Genomic DNA, 14,261 nt, shown 5'->3' with positions numbered 1-14,261 from the left:
AAACTTTTGCTCGTTCCTCGCAAAACTTTTTGGCTGCACCCGGGAAATCTGTGGTAGCCCTTCGGGCGGGCCATACGGGGATGACACAAGCAAGAAGCCCGGGTTGGGGTGTGTGCCCCGGCGGCACTGCCCGACGGCGCTGCGCGCCGAAGTGCAGGGCGCTGTGCGCTGAAGAGCGGGAGTTGTGCGCTGTTGGAACGGCCTGGTCAGTTCAGTTCGGGGATCTTGGCCTTGAACGCGTTGACCATCGCCTCGCGGCCGATCAGGTTGAACTCGCGGCCGAGCGTGCGCATGATCGAGTTCCCGGTGGGGCGGTACAGGCCGTAGCGGTAGTAGCGGCTGCCTTCGTACGCGCCCACCGTGCCGCCGTCCGGCGACGGCTGGCCGTTGTACTTCGACCACTTCGCGCCCGTCGGGTCGGTGGTCGCGTTGGGTTCGGTCGGGTCGTCGCCGGTGTAGCGGTCGTACGGGTAGTCGTACTCGTCGGCCAGGCCGCCGATCGAGTGGCCCAGTTCGTGGACCGCGATCTGGCCGGCTTGGTCGTTCGCGCCCGCCGCCGTGGCGATGCCGCCGCCCGCTCCGCCGTACTTCGTGGTGTTGCCGAGGGCGATGATCTGGTCGGCCTGGGGTGCCAGTGCGCCGAATTGGCCCGCCTTCGTCTGGTTCACGCACAGCAGGCGCTCGGTGTTCACGTCTCGGCCCTGGCACCAGAAGCCCATGTCGAGGGCCGTGTCGCGGTCGGTGCCGAGGGTCGGGTCGTTGTCCACGCCCGACTCGGGGGAGACGACGTTGACCTTCCAGACGTTGAAGTACTGCTTGTAGGACTTGAACGGCTCCACGGCGGACAGTTCCGTCCACTTGCTCACCACGTGGTCGTGGTAGGTCGCCAGGTCGGACCGGGTGTAGCCGTCGCCGACGAAGACGAGGTCGAACCGCTGGTCGGGGGCACCGGTCTCCTGGACGGCGACCACGTCCGCCGCCACCTCGGACGGTTCCGCTCTGGTCTCCAGGACCTTCGGGACGGCCACCTGGGTGATGGTGCCGTCCGGCGAGAACACCTCCCGCCACTCCACGGGGGCCTGCGCCGCGCCACCGGGTGCAGGGGCGGTGACGGCGGCGAGTGCGACGGCCAGCACGGGCAGGGTGAGCCGGTGAACTCGCATGGTGGTGACGCTATGAAGCAGGTCACTCACCTACAAGGGTGGAAAGGCGGGTTTAACCGATAGGGGAACGGGGAAAGGCCCCTAGCGGAGTGACGGGGGTCATCACTAAGGGCAGCCGGTGGGCGTGGTCCTCCGGAGGCTCCCTACCCTGGTTGGCGTGAACGCGACCGATCTCGCCATCTCCGGGCCGTTGGTGCTGGCCACGGGGGTCGCGGTGCTCGCCGGAGCGATCTCGTTCGCCTCCCCCTGCGTGGTGCCGCTGGTGCCGGGGTACCTCGCCTACCTGGCCGGGCTGGTCGGTGCCGAGGCGCCTGCCGTGCACGAGGGGGAAGGGCGCAAGGCGGGGCGGTGGCGCGTCGCGGGGGCGGCCGGGTTGTTCGTGCTCGGGTTCACCGTGGTGTTCGCGCTCACGTCGTTCGTGGTGCTCGGGTTGAGCGACGCGTTGTACTTCAACGCCGACACGCTCCAGCGCATCGGCGGTGTCGTCACGATCGCGATGGGGCTGGTCTTCATCGGACTGGTGCCGGCGCTCCAGAAGGACATCCGGCTGCACCGCACGCCGCGCGGCGGGCTGATCGGCGCGCCCCTGCTGGGCGGGGTGTTCGCGCTGGGGTGGACGCCGTGCGTGGGGCCGACGCTGTCCGGGGTGCTCGCCCTGGCGCGCGGCACCGAGGTCGGGTCGGCCACCGGGCGCGGGGTGGTGCTGGTGCTGGCCTACTGCATCGGGCTCGGGTTGCCGTTCATCCTGATCGCGCTGGGCGCGCGGTGGGCGGTGCGGGTCACCGGGTGGCTGCGGGCGCACGTCCGCCAGGTGCAGGTCTTCGGCGGGCTGCTGCTGATCGGGGTGGGCGTGGCGCTGGTCACCGGGCTGTGGGGCGACTTCGTGTTCTGGCTGCGCGACGCCGTGGTCACCGACGTGGAACTGCCGTTGTAGTGAAAGCGTTCCTGGCCTTCCTGCGCAACACGTGGCGCGGTCTCACCGCGATGCGCACCGCGCTGACCCTGCTGTTCCTGCTGGCGCTGGGCGCGATGCCCGGCGCGCTGCTGCCGCAGCGCTCGCTCAACGCGCAGAAGGTCGCCGAGTACATCGCCGAGAACGGGTGGTGGGGCCGGTTCCTCGACCGCCTCCAGTTCTACGACGTCTACGCCAGCTACTGGTTCTCCGCGGTCTACGTGCTGCTGTTCGTGTCGCTGGTCGGCTGCCTGCTGCCGCGCACGTGGGATTACTACAAGCAGATGCGGGCCAAGCCCGTGCTGACACCGCGCAACCTGTCCCGCCTGCCGCACCACGCGACCGCCGAGCTGGCCGCGAGCCCGGAAGCCGTGATGGCGTCGGCGAAGGCGCGGTTGAAGGGTTGGCGGCTGGTCGAGCGCGAGGAGGCCGACGGCGCGCGCAGCGTCAGCGCCGAGCGCGGCTACCTGCGCGAGACCGGCAACCTGGTCTTCCACTTCTCCCTGCTGGGCCTGCTGGTCGCGTTCGCGCTGGGCAAGATGGTCGGCTACGAGGGGCAGGTGATCGTCCAGTCCAAGGGCGGTCAGTTCTGCAACTCCGGCGTGTTCAACTTCGACAGCTTCCGGCCCGGCCTGCGCGTCGACGGCACCCAGCTGTCCCCGTTCTGCGTGCGGGTCAACGACTTCCACGCCACCTACCTGCACAACGGGCAGGCGCAGAGCTTCCGCGCGGACATCGACTACCAGTCCGGCGAAGACCTGGAGACCGGCACCTGGCGGCCGTACCCGCTGGAGGTCAACAGCCCGCTGCGCACCGCCGGCGACCGGGTCTACCTCCTCGGCCACGGCTACACCCCGATCTTCACCGTGAAGTTCCCCAACGGCGAGACCCGCACCGGCACGACCCAGTGGCGCCCGGTCAACGAGGTCACCCTCGCCTCCGAGGGCGCGACGAAGTTCGACCCGCCCGGCATCACCGACACCGAGCAGCGCCGCAAGAACCAGCTCGCCATCACCGGTCTGCTCGCGCCGACCGCCGGGTTCCGCGGCGAGCTGCTCGACTCGGTGTTCCCCGAGGCGCGCGACCCCGCGGTGGCGATCGACGTCTACCGGGGCGACCTGGGCACCGACTCCGGCCGCGGCCAGTCGATCTTCTCGATCGACGAGAAGCAGGTGCAGGACGGCAAGCTCACCAAGGTCGCCCGGCAGAACCTGCGGCAGGGCGAGGAGCTCGAGCTCGACGACGGCACCGTGATCAAGTTCGAGGGCGTCAAGGACTGGGTGTCGCTCCAGGTGTCGCACGACCCCACCCAGGTGTGGGTACTGGCGTTCTCGGTGCTGGTGATCCTCGGGCTGGGCGTGTCGCTGAGCGTGAAGCGCCGCCGCGTCTGGGTCCGGGCGGTGCCGGCGGCGGACGGGCGTACGGTTGTCGAGGTCGGCGGGCTCGCGCGCACCGACCAGGCCGGGTACGGCGAGGAGTTCGGCTCGCTCGCGCGTGACCTGCTGGAGAAGGAGAAGTGATGCCGGTCAACGAGACGCTGTCCACGTACAGCGACTGGACCTACGGTGCGGCCGTCTCCGTGTACTTCGTCGCCGCCGTGTTCTACCTGTGCGAGGCGGCTTTCGGGCGCACCAAGGCGCGTGAGCTGGTCGGCGCCGCGAAGGTGGCCGGCACCGCCGAGGACGGCACGTGGACGCCGGGCCTGGTGGTGAGGCACGAGCGGTCCCGCGCAGAGAAGCTCGGCCGCATGGGCGTCGCCCTGACCGTGCTGGGCGCGCTGCTGCAACTGTCCTCCTTGGTGCTGCGCGGTTTCGCGACCGAGCGCGCGCCGTGGGGCAACATGTACGAGTACGGCTCGCTGCTGACGTTCGCCGCCGTGGCGACGTGGCTGGTGCTGATGCGCACGTTCCCGGTGCGCAAGCTCGGCGGGTTCGTGCTCGTGCCGGTCGTCATCCTGATGTTCCTGGGCGGCACGGTGCTGTACGCCGAGGCCGCGCCCGTGCAGCCGGCGCTCCAGTCGTACTGGCTCGTGGTGCACGTGTCGGTGATCTCGGTGTCCAGCGGCATCCTGCTGGTGCCCGGTGTGACCAGCGTGCTGTACCTGCTGAAGTCCTCCGGCCGGGCGCGGTTCGCGAAGCTGCCCGACGCCGACGTGCTGGACCGGGTCGCCTACCGCAGCACGGTGTTCTCGTTCCCGCTGTTCACGATCGGCATCATCTGCGGCGCGATCTGGGCCGAGGCGGCGTGGGGCCGGTTCTGGGGCTGGGACCCCAAGGAGACCGTCGCGTTCGTGTGCTGGGTGGTCTACGCGGCCTACCTCCACGCCCGCGCGACCGCCGGTTGGCGCGGCCGTCCCGCCGCCTGGATCAACGCGTTGGGCTTCGCGCTCAACGTGTTCAACCTGTTCTTCATCAACCTGGTCACGACTGGATTGCACTCTTACGCGGGTGTCGGCTGACCGGCGTACCCAGTGTCGTGGAACCGCCGGCGGCCGACTACCGTCGCAACCGTGAGGTCGGGGGAGGCTCGATCCGCTTTGCGCAGGGAGGACCCCAGCGGTGACCGGTCGCTACGAGAGTCCTGAGTCGTCGTGGCAGCCGCCGTCGGGCGCGGAAGGGCAGCAGCCCAACCCGAACCAGTCCGGCGGTTACCAGGTCGACGGTTCGGGCGCCCACTACGTCGATCCCGCCACGGCCTACATCGACCCCACCCAGGGCACGCCGTCCGGCTCCTACCAGGTCGGCAACCACAGCGGCCCCTACCAGGTGGGCCACCAGTCCGGTCCCTACCAGGTCGGGAACCAGTCGGGCCCCTACCAGGTGGGCAACCAGTCGGGGCCGTACCAGGTGGGCAACCAGAGCGGCCCGTACCAGGTCGCCGGCCAGTCCGGGCCGCACCAGTTCCAGGGCCCGTTCCCGAACAACTTCCCGCAGAGCATCCAGCCCCAGCAGCAGCAACAGCCGCAGCGCCCCCAGCAGGCCACGGCGCACGAGGTGTCGTCGCAGCAGCTGATCAAGCGCGCCAAGCGGCCACCGCAGTCGGGCTGGCGCAAGACCGTGCACTCCATGACCGGCGGCCTGGTCAACCTGGGCGAGAGCCCGGCGGACGTGCGCCGGCGCGAGCTGATCGGGCGGATCAACCAGCCGCTGCGCGGGTGCTACAAGATCGCGATGCTCAGCCTCAAGGGCGGCGTCGGCAAGACCACCACGACCACCACGCTCGGCTCGACGTTCTCGTCGCTGCGCGGTGACCGGGTGATCGCCGTGGACGCCAACCCCGACCGCGGCACGCTCGCCCTGAAGGTGCCCCGCGAGACCACCGCCACCGTGCGGCACCTGCTGCGCGACGCGGCCCGCATCACCAAGTACAGCGACGTCCGCGCCTACACCTCGCAGTCGCCCAGCCGGCTTGAGATCCTCGCCTCCGAGCAGGACCCGGCCGTGTCGGAGGCGTTCAGCGACCAGGACTACCTTCGCACGGTCGCGCTGCTCGAACTCTTCTACAACATCGTCCTCACCGACTGCGGCACCGGCCTGATGCACTCGGCGATGAAGGGCGTGCTGGACCAGGCCGACTCGCTGGTGCTGGTGTCGTCCGGCTCGGTGGACGGCGCGCAGACGTCCGCGGCGACCCTGGACTGGCTGGAGGCCCACGGCTACCGCGACCTGGTGGCCAAGTCCGTCGCCGTGATCAACTCGGTGCGGCCCGGTTCGGGCAAGGTCGACCTGGACAAGCTCGCCGCGCACTTCGCGCAGCGGTGCCGGGCCGTCGTGCGCATCCCGTTCGACGCGCACCTGGAGGAGGGCGCGGAGATCGAGCTGGACAAGCTCGGCCCGGAGACCCGCCTGGCCCTGCTGGAGCTGGCCGCGACCGTCGCCGACGACTTCCCCAACAAGGTCACCTGAGCACCCGAAGAGGGGCCTCCGTGCCGGAGGCCCCTCTTCGACGTGCGGTCACTCTTCTTCCGGACGCTTCTTCTTCGCCTGCTCGCCCAGCTTGCGCAGGAACTCCGGGTCGTCGTCCGGCGCGATCACACGGCGGCTGGGGGCGGAGTCGACCCGATCCGGCCCGAACGCGCGCCACAGCAGCACGGCGATGGTGAGCGCACCGATGAGCGCGAGCACGTAGAGCATGGTCGCCACCTCCTTTGCCACGAGGTTACCCGTGTCACCGGGGTGAACGGACTCAGTGCCGTACCGGTTCGGTCGCCTCGGTGGTCAACTGCGAGAGCAGGGCCTGGACTTCGGACTCCCGGAACCGGCGGTGGCCGCCGGGGGTCCGGATGGAGCCGATGCGGCCGGCGGTCGCCCACCTGGTCACGGTCTTGGGGTCGACGCGGAACAGACTGGCCACCTCACCCGGCGTGAGCAGCCGTTCCCCCTGGTGTCCCTGCGTGACGGTCACGGTCTTCCTCCCCGATGCCGAACAGACCTACCGGACGCATCGTGGCATCCCGGCCTTCGGGTACTCGAACGCTTGGGTGATGGTAAAGAGGTAGTAAGGGACGAAGTGGGCGGTTCGGACATCGGTGCCGCTACCCCTACGCTAGGCCCGGTGGACGCACTTGATCGCCAGATCATCGCCGCCCTCCGCGAGAACGGCCGGGCCACCTACGCCGACCTGGGGCGCAAGGTCGGTCTGTCCGCCTCCGCCGTGCACGAGCGGGTCGGCAAGCTGGAGGCCACCGGGGTCATCGTCGGCTACCACGCCGTGGTCGACCCGAGCGCCGTGGGCCTGGGGGTGACCGCGCTGATCGGCATCCACCCCACCGACACCGCGGACGACGACGAACTGGCCGACGCGCTGGCCGAGCTGGTCGAGGTCGAGTCTTGCTACCGGGTGGCGGGGGACGAGTCGTTCATCGTGAAGGTCCGCGTGGCCACCGTGGACGACCTGGAGCGCTCGCTGGGCCGGCTGCGGCGCATCCCCGGCGTGGCGCGCACGCGGACCACCGTGGTGCTGTCCACGCGCTTCGAGGGCCGGCCCAACACCGCGGCCGCGGGCGCGTAGCCTGGGTAACCGTGCAACACCTGGGTCGTGATGTGACGCTGTACGTCTGCGCGCGGCTGGGCATGGTCGCCGCGGTCACGGCGGTCCTGGTCCTGCTCAACGTGCCGCTGCTGGTCGCGTTGGCGGTGGGCGTCGTCGTGGCGCTGCCGCTGTCGCTGTTCGTGTTCAAGGGCCTGCGCATGCGGGTGGCGCGCGGCCTGGACGAGAAGCAGGCGGCCCGCCGCGCCGAACGCGAGAAGCTCCGCGCCCAACTCCGCGGCGAAGCCCCCGAGAGGTAGCCGCCGGGTCAGACGACCAGCAGGAACATCCCGCCGAGGTTCGCGAGCACCATCACCGCCAGCACCGCGGAGAACCTGCGGCTCTCCCGCAGCCGCAGCCCGATCGCGAGCACGCCGATCGGCAGGAGCGCTTTGCGCACGTTCGCGATCCTGAGCGCCCCGAACGCCACCCCCAACGGCGACAACCCCGCCTCGGCCGCGCCGAGCACGTCCGCGCGCCACTGCTCGCGGTAGCGGTGCTTCAGGTGGCGGGGCAGGAGAGCGGCGGCAAAGGTCACCACGAGCAGGGCGAAACGGGTCATCGCGCGGCCTCCGGTCCGGTGTTCGGCAAAGTCTTCTTCGCCGTCGACTTCTTGCGAGCGAGCACTTTGACCGCCTCCCGCGCCCCGTCGGGCGTGAGCGCGTACAGGCGCCGCCGCGGCCCCCGCCGGTCGGCGTCGTCGTCCCACGAGGACGTGACCCATCCCGCCTGTTCCAGCCGGTCCAGCAGCGGGTAGACGCTGCCGGACGGCCGCCCGGTCAGCTTGATGATCTCCAGCCCCCAGCGCGGGCGGTCGCCGTCCAGCAGGACGTCGAGCACGTCCAGCGTGGCCCGGCCGACGCGTTCCAACGGTTCCACGGGGCTTATCCTACCTATGTAGATTAAGCCTTGTCGAGGGTCTTGACCCCGGCTTCGGCCGGGAGCCGCCGGACCGAGCGCACGGCGAGTGCGGCGGGTGCGCTCAGCACGGCGACCAGTGCGCCGGCGAGGAGCACGGTGTGGGTGCCGACCCGTTCGGCGGCGGGTCCGGCCAGTGCCATGCCCAGGGGTGCGGCGGCCAGGCCGACCACGGTGGAGAAGCCGGTGGCGCGGGCGACCAGGTCGGCGGGCACGTGGACCTGCCGGGCGGTGTCGGTGAGGACGGCGTAGAGCGCCGACTGGACGCCGGCAGGGAGGGCGGCCGCGGCGAGAACCGGCACGGGCGCGCCGTGGGCGAGCAGGACCAGCAGCGGGGCGAGAGCGACGGGGATGGTGACGGCGACGCGCAGCGGGTGCCGTGGTCGCCAACGCAGGGCCAGGGCGCTGCCCAGGAGGGCGCCGACGGCGAAACCGTTGCCGATGAAGGCCCAGGCCAGGGGGCCTCCCAGGCGTTGTTCGGCGATGATCGGGCCGAGGACCAGGAACGGGGAGATGCACACGCCGTTGATCACGGCGACCTGCACCGTGGTCGCCTGGAGCCAGGGTCGGGCGCGGAAGTCCCGCCAGCCGTGGCGGATGGCGTCGAACAGGGCCGGGCGTGCCGGCATCGGCTTGTCGGGGACCTTCAGCGTGACGAGCGCGACGGCGCTGATGGCGAAGGTGGCGGCGTCCACGGCGAACGACACGCCCGCGCCGACGGTGGCGACCAGCGCCGCCGACACCGCCGGGGCGACGAGGATCGCGGCGTTCTGGGCACCGTTGACCAGGGCGTTCGCCTGGCGGCGCTGTGCTTCGGGCACCACGTCGGCGACCAGGCCCGCGGCGGCGGGGGCGAAGAACGCGTTGGCCGCGCCCGCCACGGCCTGCAAGGCGGCCAGGTGCCAGAGGGCGGCCGTGTCGGTGATCAGGAGGGCGGCGGTGAGGCCTTGGGAGGCGCATCGGACGACGTCGGCGGTGAGCATGACGGCGCGGCGGGACAGCAGGTCGCCCACCACCCCGCCGGCGATAGTGAGCACGACGACCGGTAACCGACCGGCCAGCAGCACCAGCCCCACCTCGGTCGGCGACGCCCCGAGCCGCAGCGCGCCGAACAGCAGCGCGATGGAGATCAGGCCGTCACCGAGGTGGGAGGACGTTCGGGCGAGGAAGTACCGGCGGAACGCCGGGTCGCGCAGCAGGGGGATCACGGGCGCGAAAGTGCCGGCAAGCACCGACAAAACCGCGCGACGTCAGGGCGTGAACAGCTCCGCCGCCTCGTCGGCAAGCCGTGTGATCACGTCCGCCAGCTCCAGGTCCGCCAACCAGTGCTCCGGCACCTCGTCGAGCCCGTCCCGCGTGCCGAGCAGGTTGCCGCAGATCGCGCCGGTCGAGTCGCTGTCGCCGGAGTGGTTCACGGCCGGCAGCAGCCCGTCCGCCGGGGACCGGGACGTGAGGGCCGCCAGCAGGCCGATCGCCAGGGCCTCCTCGCCGACCCAGCCGCCGCCGAGGGTCGTCTCGATGACCTCGGGTGTCGGGCGCACGCCCCGCGCGGCCATCTCCACGGTCAGGTCCAACAGCGCCAACTGCTCCTCGTGGCCCTCCCACCGGACCAGCTCGTCCCGCGCCACGTCCACCGCCTCCGGCAGCGTCGCGCCCAGTCGCAGCTGCTGCACCACGACCGCCAGCACCCCCGCCGACAGGTAGCCGCTGGGGTGGCCGTGGGTCAGCGCGCCGGTCGCGGTGGCCAGGGCGAACACCTCGCGGACGTCGTCGGACCACCACCCGACGGGCGCCGCGCGCATCACCGCGCCGCAGCCCTTGGAGTCGTTGATCGGCGACTCGACGGTGCCCAGCCGGCCCGACCGCAGCGCCGCCAGGCACGTGTTGCCCGGCGCGCGCAGCTCGTGCAGTTCCGGCACGTCCAGCAGCCACCCGTCGGGTGCGACCTCCGGACCGCCCTGCGTGCGCAGCCACCGGCCGTAGGCGACGCGCACCTCGTGCACCGGGTCACTGCCCCGGCGCTTCGCCAGGACCAGGCCCTCCACCGTGAACAGGGTCATCTGGGTGTCGTCCGTGATCGCGCCCAGCCGTCCGTAGGCGGGCGCGTAGTCGGTCAGGCCCGACGGACCGAACCGGCCGCGGACGCGGTCGATCCGGTCGAACTCGATCGCGGCGCCCAGGGCGTCGCCCACGCCGCCCGCGAGCAGGCAGCCCCGCAGCGTCCGGCTCCCACGTGAGGTCACGTCGCAGAAGTTATCGTGCCGGCGTGACCACTTCCGTAGACCGATGCAGCTCCCGGACCAGGGAATGGGTGTGCGAGGCCGTCTCGATCATCGAGGCGGACGCCAACCGCAGCGCCGACACGCACCTGCTGCACTTCCCCCTTCCACTCGAATGGGGCATCGACCTCTACCTCAAGGACGAGTCGACCCACCCCACCGGCTCGCTCAAGCACCGCCTCGCCCGGTCGCTGTTCCTCTACGCCATCTGCAACGGCTGGGTCGTCGGCGGCACCCCCGTGATCGAGGCGTCCTCCGGCTCCACGGCGGTGTCCGAGGCCTACTTCGCGCGCCTGCTCGGCCTGCCGTTCATCGCCGTCATGCCCCGCTCCACCAGCAAGGAGAAGGTGGCGCTGATCGAGCGGCAGGGCGGCAGGTGCCACTTCGTCGACGAGCCGAGCGCGATCTACGACGAGTCCCGCCGGCTCGCCGCCGAGCTGGGCGGGCACTTCATGGACCAGTTCACCCACGCCGAGCGGGCCACGGACTGGCGCGGCAACAACAACATCGCCGAGTCGATCTTCCAGCAGATGGCGCTGGAAGCCGCGCCCGAACCCGAGTGGGTCGTGGTCGGCGCGGGCACCGGCGGCACCAGCGCCACCATCGGCCGGTACATCCACTACAAGAAGCTGCACACCCGGCTGGCCGTCGTGGACCCGGAGCACTCGGTGTTCTTCGACGCCTGGCGCGACAGCGACCCCGCCCTGGTCGGCTCGCGCGGGTCGCGCATCGAGGGCATCGGCCGGCCGCGGGTCGAGCCGTCGTTCGTCGGGCAGGTCATCGACCGGATGGTCAAGGTGCCCGACGCCGCGTCCATCGCCACCATCCGGCACGTCGAGGAGGTCCTCGGGCGGCGGGTCGGCGGGTCCACCGGCACGAACCTGTGGGGCGCGTTCCAGCTCATCGCCGAGATGCGGGCGTCCCGCCTGCGCGGCAGCGTGGTCACCCTGCTGTGCGACGGCGGCGAGCGGTACGCCAACACCTACTACGACGACGAGTGGATCGCCGCGCAGGGCCTTGACCTGGCGCCGCACTTGGCGACGCTGACCCGGTTCCGCTCGACCGGGACGTGGTCGGTCTAGAAATGTGGCTCGTCGAGGGAACGCGGGGCGGGTGCCGTGCGTCGCAGCGTCGATCGGTTCGTCGGGAAGGGGTTCACCGTGAGCATGTGGCGGACCGCTGAGGTGATGACGGCCGAGGAGGTGCTGGGCCGGTCCGTGGCCGCCGCCGAACAGGCGATGCGGGAGGCGGCCAAGCTGCGCTACCCGGCCCGCGAACCCTCGGCGGACGACGTGCGGCGCGTGATGGCGTTCGCGAAGTCGAACGAGGCGTCACCGGAACTGCAGGCGCTGCAACGCCGCATCGCAGGCGGCCACCTGAGCTGGCGCCAGGTCCTGATGGGCGAGGCCGCCCACGACCGCGGCGTCCGCGCGGCCCTGGAAGCCGACCGCGAGCGCTTGGCCGCGCTGTGCCGGGGCGAGGAGATCCGGGTGGAGCCACCCAAGCCCCGACCGCGCGACGACGACGAACTCCCCGGCGGCTTCACCGAGGACGCCTGGTAGGCCACGAGTGCCGTCCGGCCGACGGGCAAGCCCGGCTGGTGCGTCGGTCCGGCCGGTGGGTCAGTCCAGTGCCAGGCTCACCGAGGTGATCACGCCCCACACGAGCATCGCCAGGCCGGTGCTCTGCAGGACCGGGATCAGGTCGCGCCCCTTGGCGCCCTTGACGACCCGGCGCGCGCCGAGGAAGACCAGCGGCAGGGCGAGCAGGCTCAGCAGCGACAGCGGGACGCGCAGGCCGATCGCCAGGGTGAGCAGGAACGGGACGGTCACCAGGGCCAGGTAGAGGCGGCGGGAGTCCTTGTCCCCCAACGTGGTCGACAGGGTCCGCTTGCCCGCCTGGAGGTCGGTCGGGATGTCGCGCAGGCTGTTCGCGATCATCACGCCGGTGGAGAAGCAGCCCATCGCGATCGCGCCGCCGATGCCGATGCCGGTGATCTCCCCGGTCTGCACGTACAGCGTGCCCAGCACCGCCGCCGGGCCGAAGAACAGGAACACGGCCAGCTCGCCGAGCCCGGAGTACCCGTACGGCTTGCGCCCGCCGGTGTAGAACCACGCCGCCGCGATGCACACCGCGCCGAACGCGACCATCCACCACCGGCCGCTGAGCACGACCAGCACCAGACCCGCGACGGCCGCGACGCCCAGCGCCGCGAACGCCGCCGTCCGCACCGCCTTCGGGTTGGCCGCGCCCGACCCGACCAGGCGGAACGGGCCGACCCGGTTGGCGTCGGTGCCGCGGATGCCGTCGGAGTAGTCGTTCGCGTAGTTCACGCCGATCTGGAGGGCGACGGCGACGACCAGGGCGAGCACCGAGTACGCCGGGTCGAACCCGTCGATGTGGTGCGCTGCGCCCGCGCCCACCAGGACGGGCGCGATGGAGTTCGGCAGGGTGCGGGGACGGGTCCCCGAGATCCACTGGGCGACTGTGGCCATGCCGCCCATCCTCCGTGATGGACCCCGGGGACCCGTTGCCGGGTCAGCAGGTCGTGGCGCCGGACACACCCGAGACGTACGCCTTGGCGACGTACTTGCCCGCCGCGACCCGGTACCAGATGTTCGACGTGCCCTGCGAGCCGGTGACGGACTGGCCGGTCACCTGGCACTCGACGCGCACCATCGCGTAGTTCGCGGCCAGGCCGACCTGGGTCGCGGTGGACGTCGCGCCGCTGCGGACGTTCAGCGGGTCGCCGGCCGTGCGCACGTAGCCGGCGGGGCCGGAGCCGGTCCACTGGTAGGTGACGGTGACCCAGGCGTTGTCGGTGAGCTTGAGGCCGTCCCAGAAGGTGCCGTCGGCCAGGTCGATGCCCGCCGGGTTGGCGACGGTGCGGCCGAACTGGTCCTTGCCGCCGTTGTAGCCGTCCTGGTAGGCGGCCTGGGCTTCGGGCTTGCCCTGCGGCAGGTCCTTCCACATCTCGCGGACGCTGGCCGGGTTCCAGTAGTCGTCCTTGGTGTTCCACGGGCCGACGTCCCACACCGGGGCCCACTCGCAGCGGCCGTTGGACGCGCAGACGCGGACGCTGTAGGTGCCCGAGTTGTTGGCGGACAGGCCGCGGCGGGAGGGCAGGGCGACGAAGTGGTCGCGGGCCTTGATGACGTGGCCGTTCGCGGTGGTGCCGCCGACCAGGCCTTCGCGGGTGGCGAAGATCCGGTAGGACAGGCCGGCCGCCTCGGTGTTGAAGGAGTCGGTCGTGGTCGCGGTGAGGGTCAGTTCCCGGACCTCGGGGCCCTGCTTCTCGGCGGTCGGGCTCTCGGCGGTCAGGGCGAGGCGGACCTGGACGGTGCGGGTGGCGGTCGGCAGGACGGCGGGGGCGTCCGGTCGGGCCTCGACCCACTCGGTCCACTGGTCGTCGCCGAGCGCGCCGCGGACGTCCACCGCGACCTCGGCGCCGGCGGGGACGGTGCTCTTGACGGCGGCGGAGACGGTGTTGGCGGGCGTGTCCAAGTGGTGCGGTGCGAGCTGGAGGAAGCCGGTGCGCACGGCGGCTCGCGCGCTGGCCGGGGTCGGCGCGGCGCGGTCGAGCCGGACGGTGCCGCCGTCCGAGGTGACGCCGCTGTCGTCCTCGTCCACAATGGACAGGTCGGCGCGCCAGGACGTGCCGGCGGTGGGTGCGCTCGCGGTCGTGGGTGCGTTCACGGCGGGCGCGCCGGCGGCGGCCGGTGCGCCGGCGTTGGCGGGTGCGGCGGCGGCATCGTCGGCGGGTGCGGCCAGGTCGGCGGCGGCGTTGGCGGGTGCGGCCAGGCCGGCGGCCAGCACGGCGGTCACGGCGAGTGGTAACAGGTAGCGCCTCGTCATCGCAGCACTCCTCGCCCGGACAGGTGGAGCGGAGGGACCGCTACAGGGGCCACCCGTCACGGTTCT

17 protein-coding genes are annotated in these 14,261 nt (G+C 71.6%); 8 read left to right on the top strand and 9 right to left on the bottom strand.

What is annotated here, in order from left to right; all coding sequences use genetic code 11:
- Positions 1–206 precede the first annotated feature (206 nt).
- The gene (locus RIN75_RS38205) at positions 207–1,163 is read right to left on the bottom strand and encodes a M64 family metallopeptidase (protein ID WP_309116977.1); all 957 of its coding nucleotides are present in this window, start codon (positions 1,161–1,163) and stop codon (positions 207–209) included.
- Between the two features lie 157 nt (positions 1,164–1,320).
- Here RIN75_RS38205 and RIN75_RS38200 point away from each other — a divergent pair, with 157 nt between their 5' ends.
- The 4 genes from RIN75_RS38200 to RIN75_RS38185 all read left to right on the top strand — a co-directional run bounded on the left by RIN75_RS38200 (position 1,321) and on the right by RIN75_RS38185 (position 6,020).
- Entirely contained in the window at positions 1,321–2,097 is a 777-nt protein-coding gene (locus RIN75_RS38200; protein WP_309116976.1) for a cytochrome c biogenesis CcdA family protein, read from the top strand.
- A gap of 50 nt (positions 2,098–2,147) precedes the next feature.
- Positions 2,148–3,635: a cytochrome c biogenesis protein ResB gene (locus RIN75_RS38195; protein ID WP_309116980.1), complete on the top strand. Its 1,488-nt coding sequence runs from the start codon at positions 2,148–2,150 to the stop codon at positions 3,633–3,635.
- Positions 3,635–4,573 carry a c-type cytochrome biogenesis protein CcsB gene (gene ccsB, locus RIN75_RS38190; RefSeq protein WP_309116975.1) on the top strand — a complete coding sequence of 313 codons (939 nt, stop codon included), beginning with the start codon at positions 3,635–3,637 and terminating at the stop codon, positions 4,571–4,573. The genes RIN75_RS38195 and ccsB overlap by 1 nt, the downstream gene beginning before the upstream one ends.
- A gap of 100 nt (positions 4,574–4,673) precedes the next feature.
- Positions 4,674–6,020 (top strand): AAA family ATPase, encoded by a 1,347-nt coding sequence (locus RIN75_RS38185; RefSeq protein ID WP_309116974.1) that lies wholly within the window; start codon positions 4,674–4,676, stop codon positions 6,018–6,020.
- Positions 6,021–6,068: 48 nt separating this feature from the next.
- Here the strand turns inward: RIN75_RS38185 and RIN75_RS38180 are convergent, their stop codons facing one another.
- Positions 6,069–6,248: a hypothetical protein gene (locus RIN75_RS38180; RefSeq protein ID WP_309116979.1), complete on the bottom strand. Its 180-nt coding sequence runs from the start codon at positions 6,246–6,248 to the stop codon at positions 6,069–6,071.
- A gap of 52 nt (positions 6,249–6,300) precedes the next feature.
- Complete coding sequence (locus RIN75_RS38175; protein ID WP_121224681.1) at positions 6,301–6,519, bottom strand: BldC family transcriptional regulator; 219 nt, start codon at positions 6,517–6,519, stop codon at positions 6,301–6,303.
- Between the two features lie 150 nt (positions 6,520–6,669).
- Here RIN75_RS38175 and RIN75_RS38170 point away from each other — a divergent pair, with 150 nt between their 5' ends.
- Together RIN75_RS38170 and RIN75_RS38165 are read left to right on the top strand one after the other, a co-directional pair.
- Positions 6,670–7,125, top strand: coding sequence for an Lrp/AsnC family transcriptional regulator (locus RIN75_RS38170; protein ID WP_309116973.1), 456 nt, complete (start codon positions 6,670–6,672; stop codon positions 7,123–7,125).
- An 11-nt stretch (positions 7,126–7,136) separates the two neighbouring features.
- The gene (locus tag RIN75_RS38165; RefSeq protein ID WP_309116972.1) at positions 7,137–7,403 is read left to right on the top strand and encodes a DUF4229 domain-containing protein; all 267 of its coding nucleotides are present in this window, start codon (positions 7,137–7,139) and stop codon (positions 7,401–7,403) included.
- Between the two features lie 8 nt (positions 7,404–7,411).
- Here RIN75_RS38165 and RIN75_RS38160 read toward each other — a convergent pair whose 3' ends face one another.
- From RIN75_RS38160 to RIN75_RS38145, 4 genes are read right to left on the bottom strand one after another with little or no spacing between them, the layout of a single operon-like run.
- Entirely contained in the window at positions 7,412–7,705 is a 294-nt protein-coding gene (locus RIN75_RS38160; protein ID WP_309116971.1) for a hypothetical protein, read from the bottom strand.
- Positions 7,702–8,022, bottom strand: coding sequence for a PadR family transcriptional regulator (locus RIN75_RS38155; RefSeq protein WP_309116970.1), 321 nt, complete (start codon positions 8,020–8,022; stop codon positions 7,702–7,704). Before RIN75_RS38155 ends, RIN75_RS38160 begins: the two co-directional genes overlap by 4 nt.
- A gap of 23 nt (positions 8,023–8,045) precedes the next feature.
- Positions 8,046–9,269: an MFS transporter gene (locus RIN75_RS38150; RefSeq protein ID WP_309116969.1), complete on the bottom strand. Its 1,224-nt coding sequence runs from the start codon at positions 9,267–9,269 to the stop codon at positions 8,046–8,048.
- Between the two features lie 42 nt (positions 9,270–9,311).
- Positions 9,312–10,304 carry an ADP-ribosylglycohydrolase family protein gene (locus RIN75_RS38145; protein WP_309116968.1) on the bottom strand — a complete coding sequence of 331 codons (993 nt, stop codon included), beginning with the start codon at positions 10,302–10,304 and terminating at the stop codon, positions 9,312–9,314.
- Positions 10,305–10,327: 23 nt separating this feature from the next.
- Here RIN75_RS38145 and RIN75_RS38140 point away from each other — a divergent pair, with 23 nt between their 5' ends.
- The gene (locus RIN75_RS38140; protein WP_309116967.1) at positions 10,328–11,422 is read left to right on the top strand and encodes a PLP-dependent cysteine synthase family protein; all 1,095 of its coding nucleotides are present in this window, start codon (positions 10,328–10,330) and stop codon (positions 11,420–11,422) included.
- 84 nt (positions 11,423–11,506) lie between these two features.
- Positions 11,507–11,902 carry a hypothetical protein gene (locus RIN75_RS38135; RefSeq protein WP_309116978.1) on the top strand — a complete coding sequence of 132 codons (396 nt, stop codon included), beginning with the start codon at positions 11,507–11,509 and terminating at the stop codon, positions 11,900–11,902.
- A gap of 60 nt (positions 11,903–11,962) precedes the next feature.
- Here the strand turns inward: RIN75_RS38135 and RIN75_RS38130 are convergent, their stop codons facing one another.
- Together RIN75_RS38130 and RIN75_RS38125 are read right to left on the bottom strand one after the other, a co-directional pair.
- Positions 11,963–12,835 (bottom strand): 1,4-dihydroxy-2-naphthoate polyprenyltransferase, encoded by an 873-nt coding sequence (locus tag RIN75_RS38130; RefSeq protein WP_309116966.1) that lies wholly within the window; start codon positions 12,833–12,835, stop codon positions 11,963–11,965.
- Between the two features lie 43 nt (positions 12,836–12,878).
- The gene (locus RIN75_RS38125; RefSeq protein WP_309116965.1) at positions 12,879–14,195 is read right to left on the bottom strand and encodes a hypothetical protein; all 1,317 of its coding nucleotides are present in this window, start codon (positions 14,193–14,195) and stop codon (positions 12,879–12,881) included.
- Between the last annotated feature and the right edge of the window lie 66 nt (positions 14,196–14,261).

Origin of the sequence: Saccharothrix sp., assembly GCF_031180885.1 — a bacterium.
Classification (GTDB): Bacteria; Actinomycetota; Actinomycetes; order Mycobacteriales; family Pseudonocardiaceae; genus Actinosynnema.
This window is presented reverse-complemented; position numbering and strand designations above follow the sequence as displayed.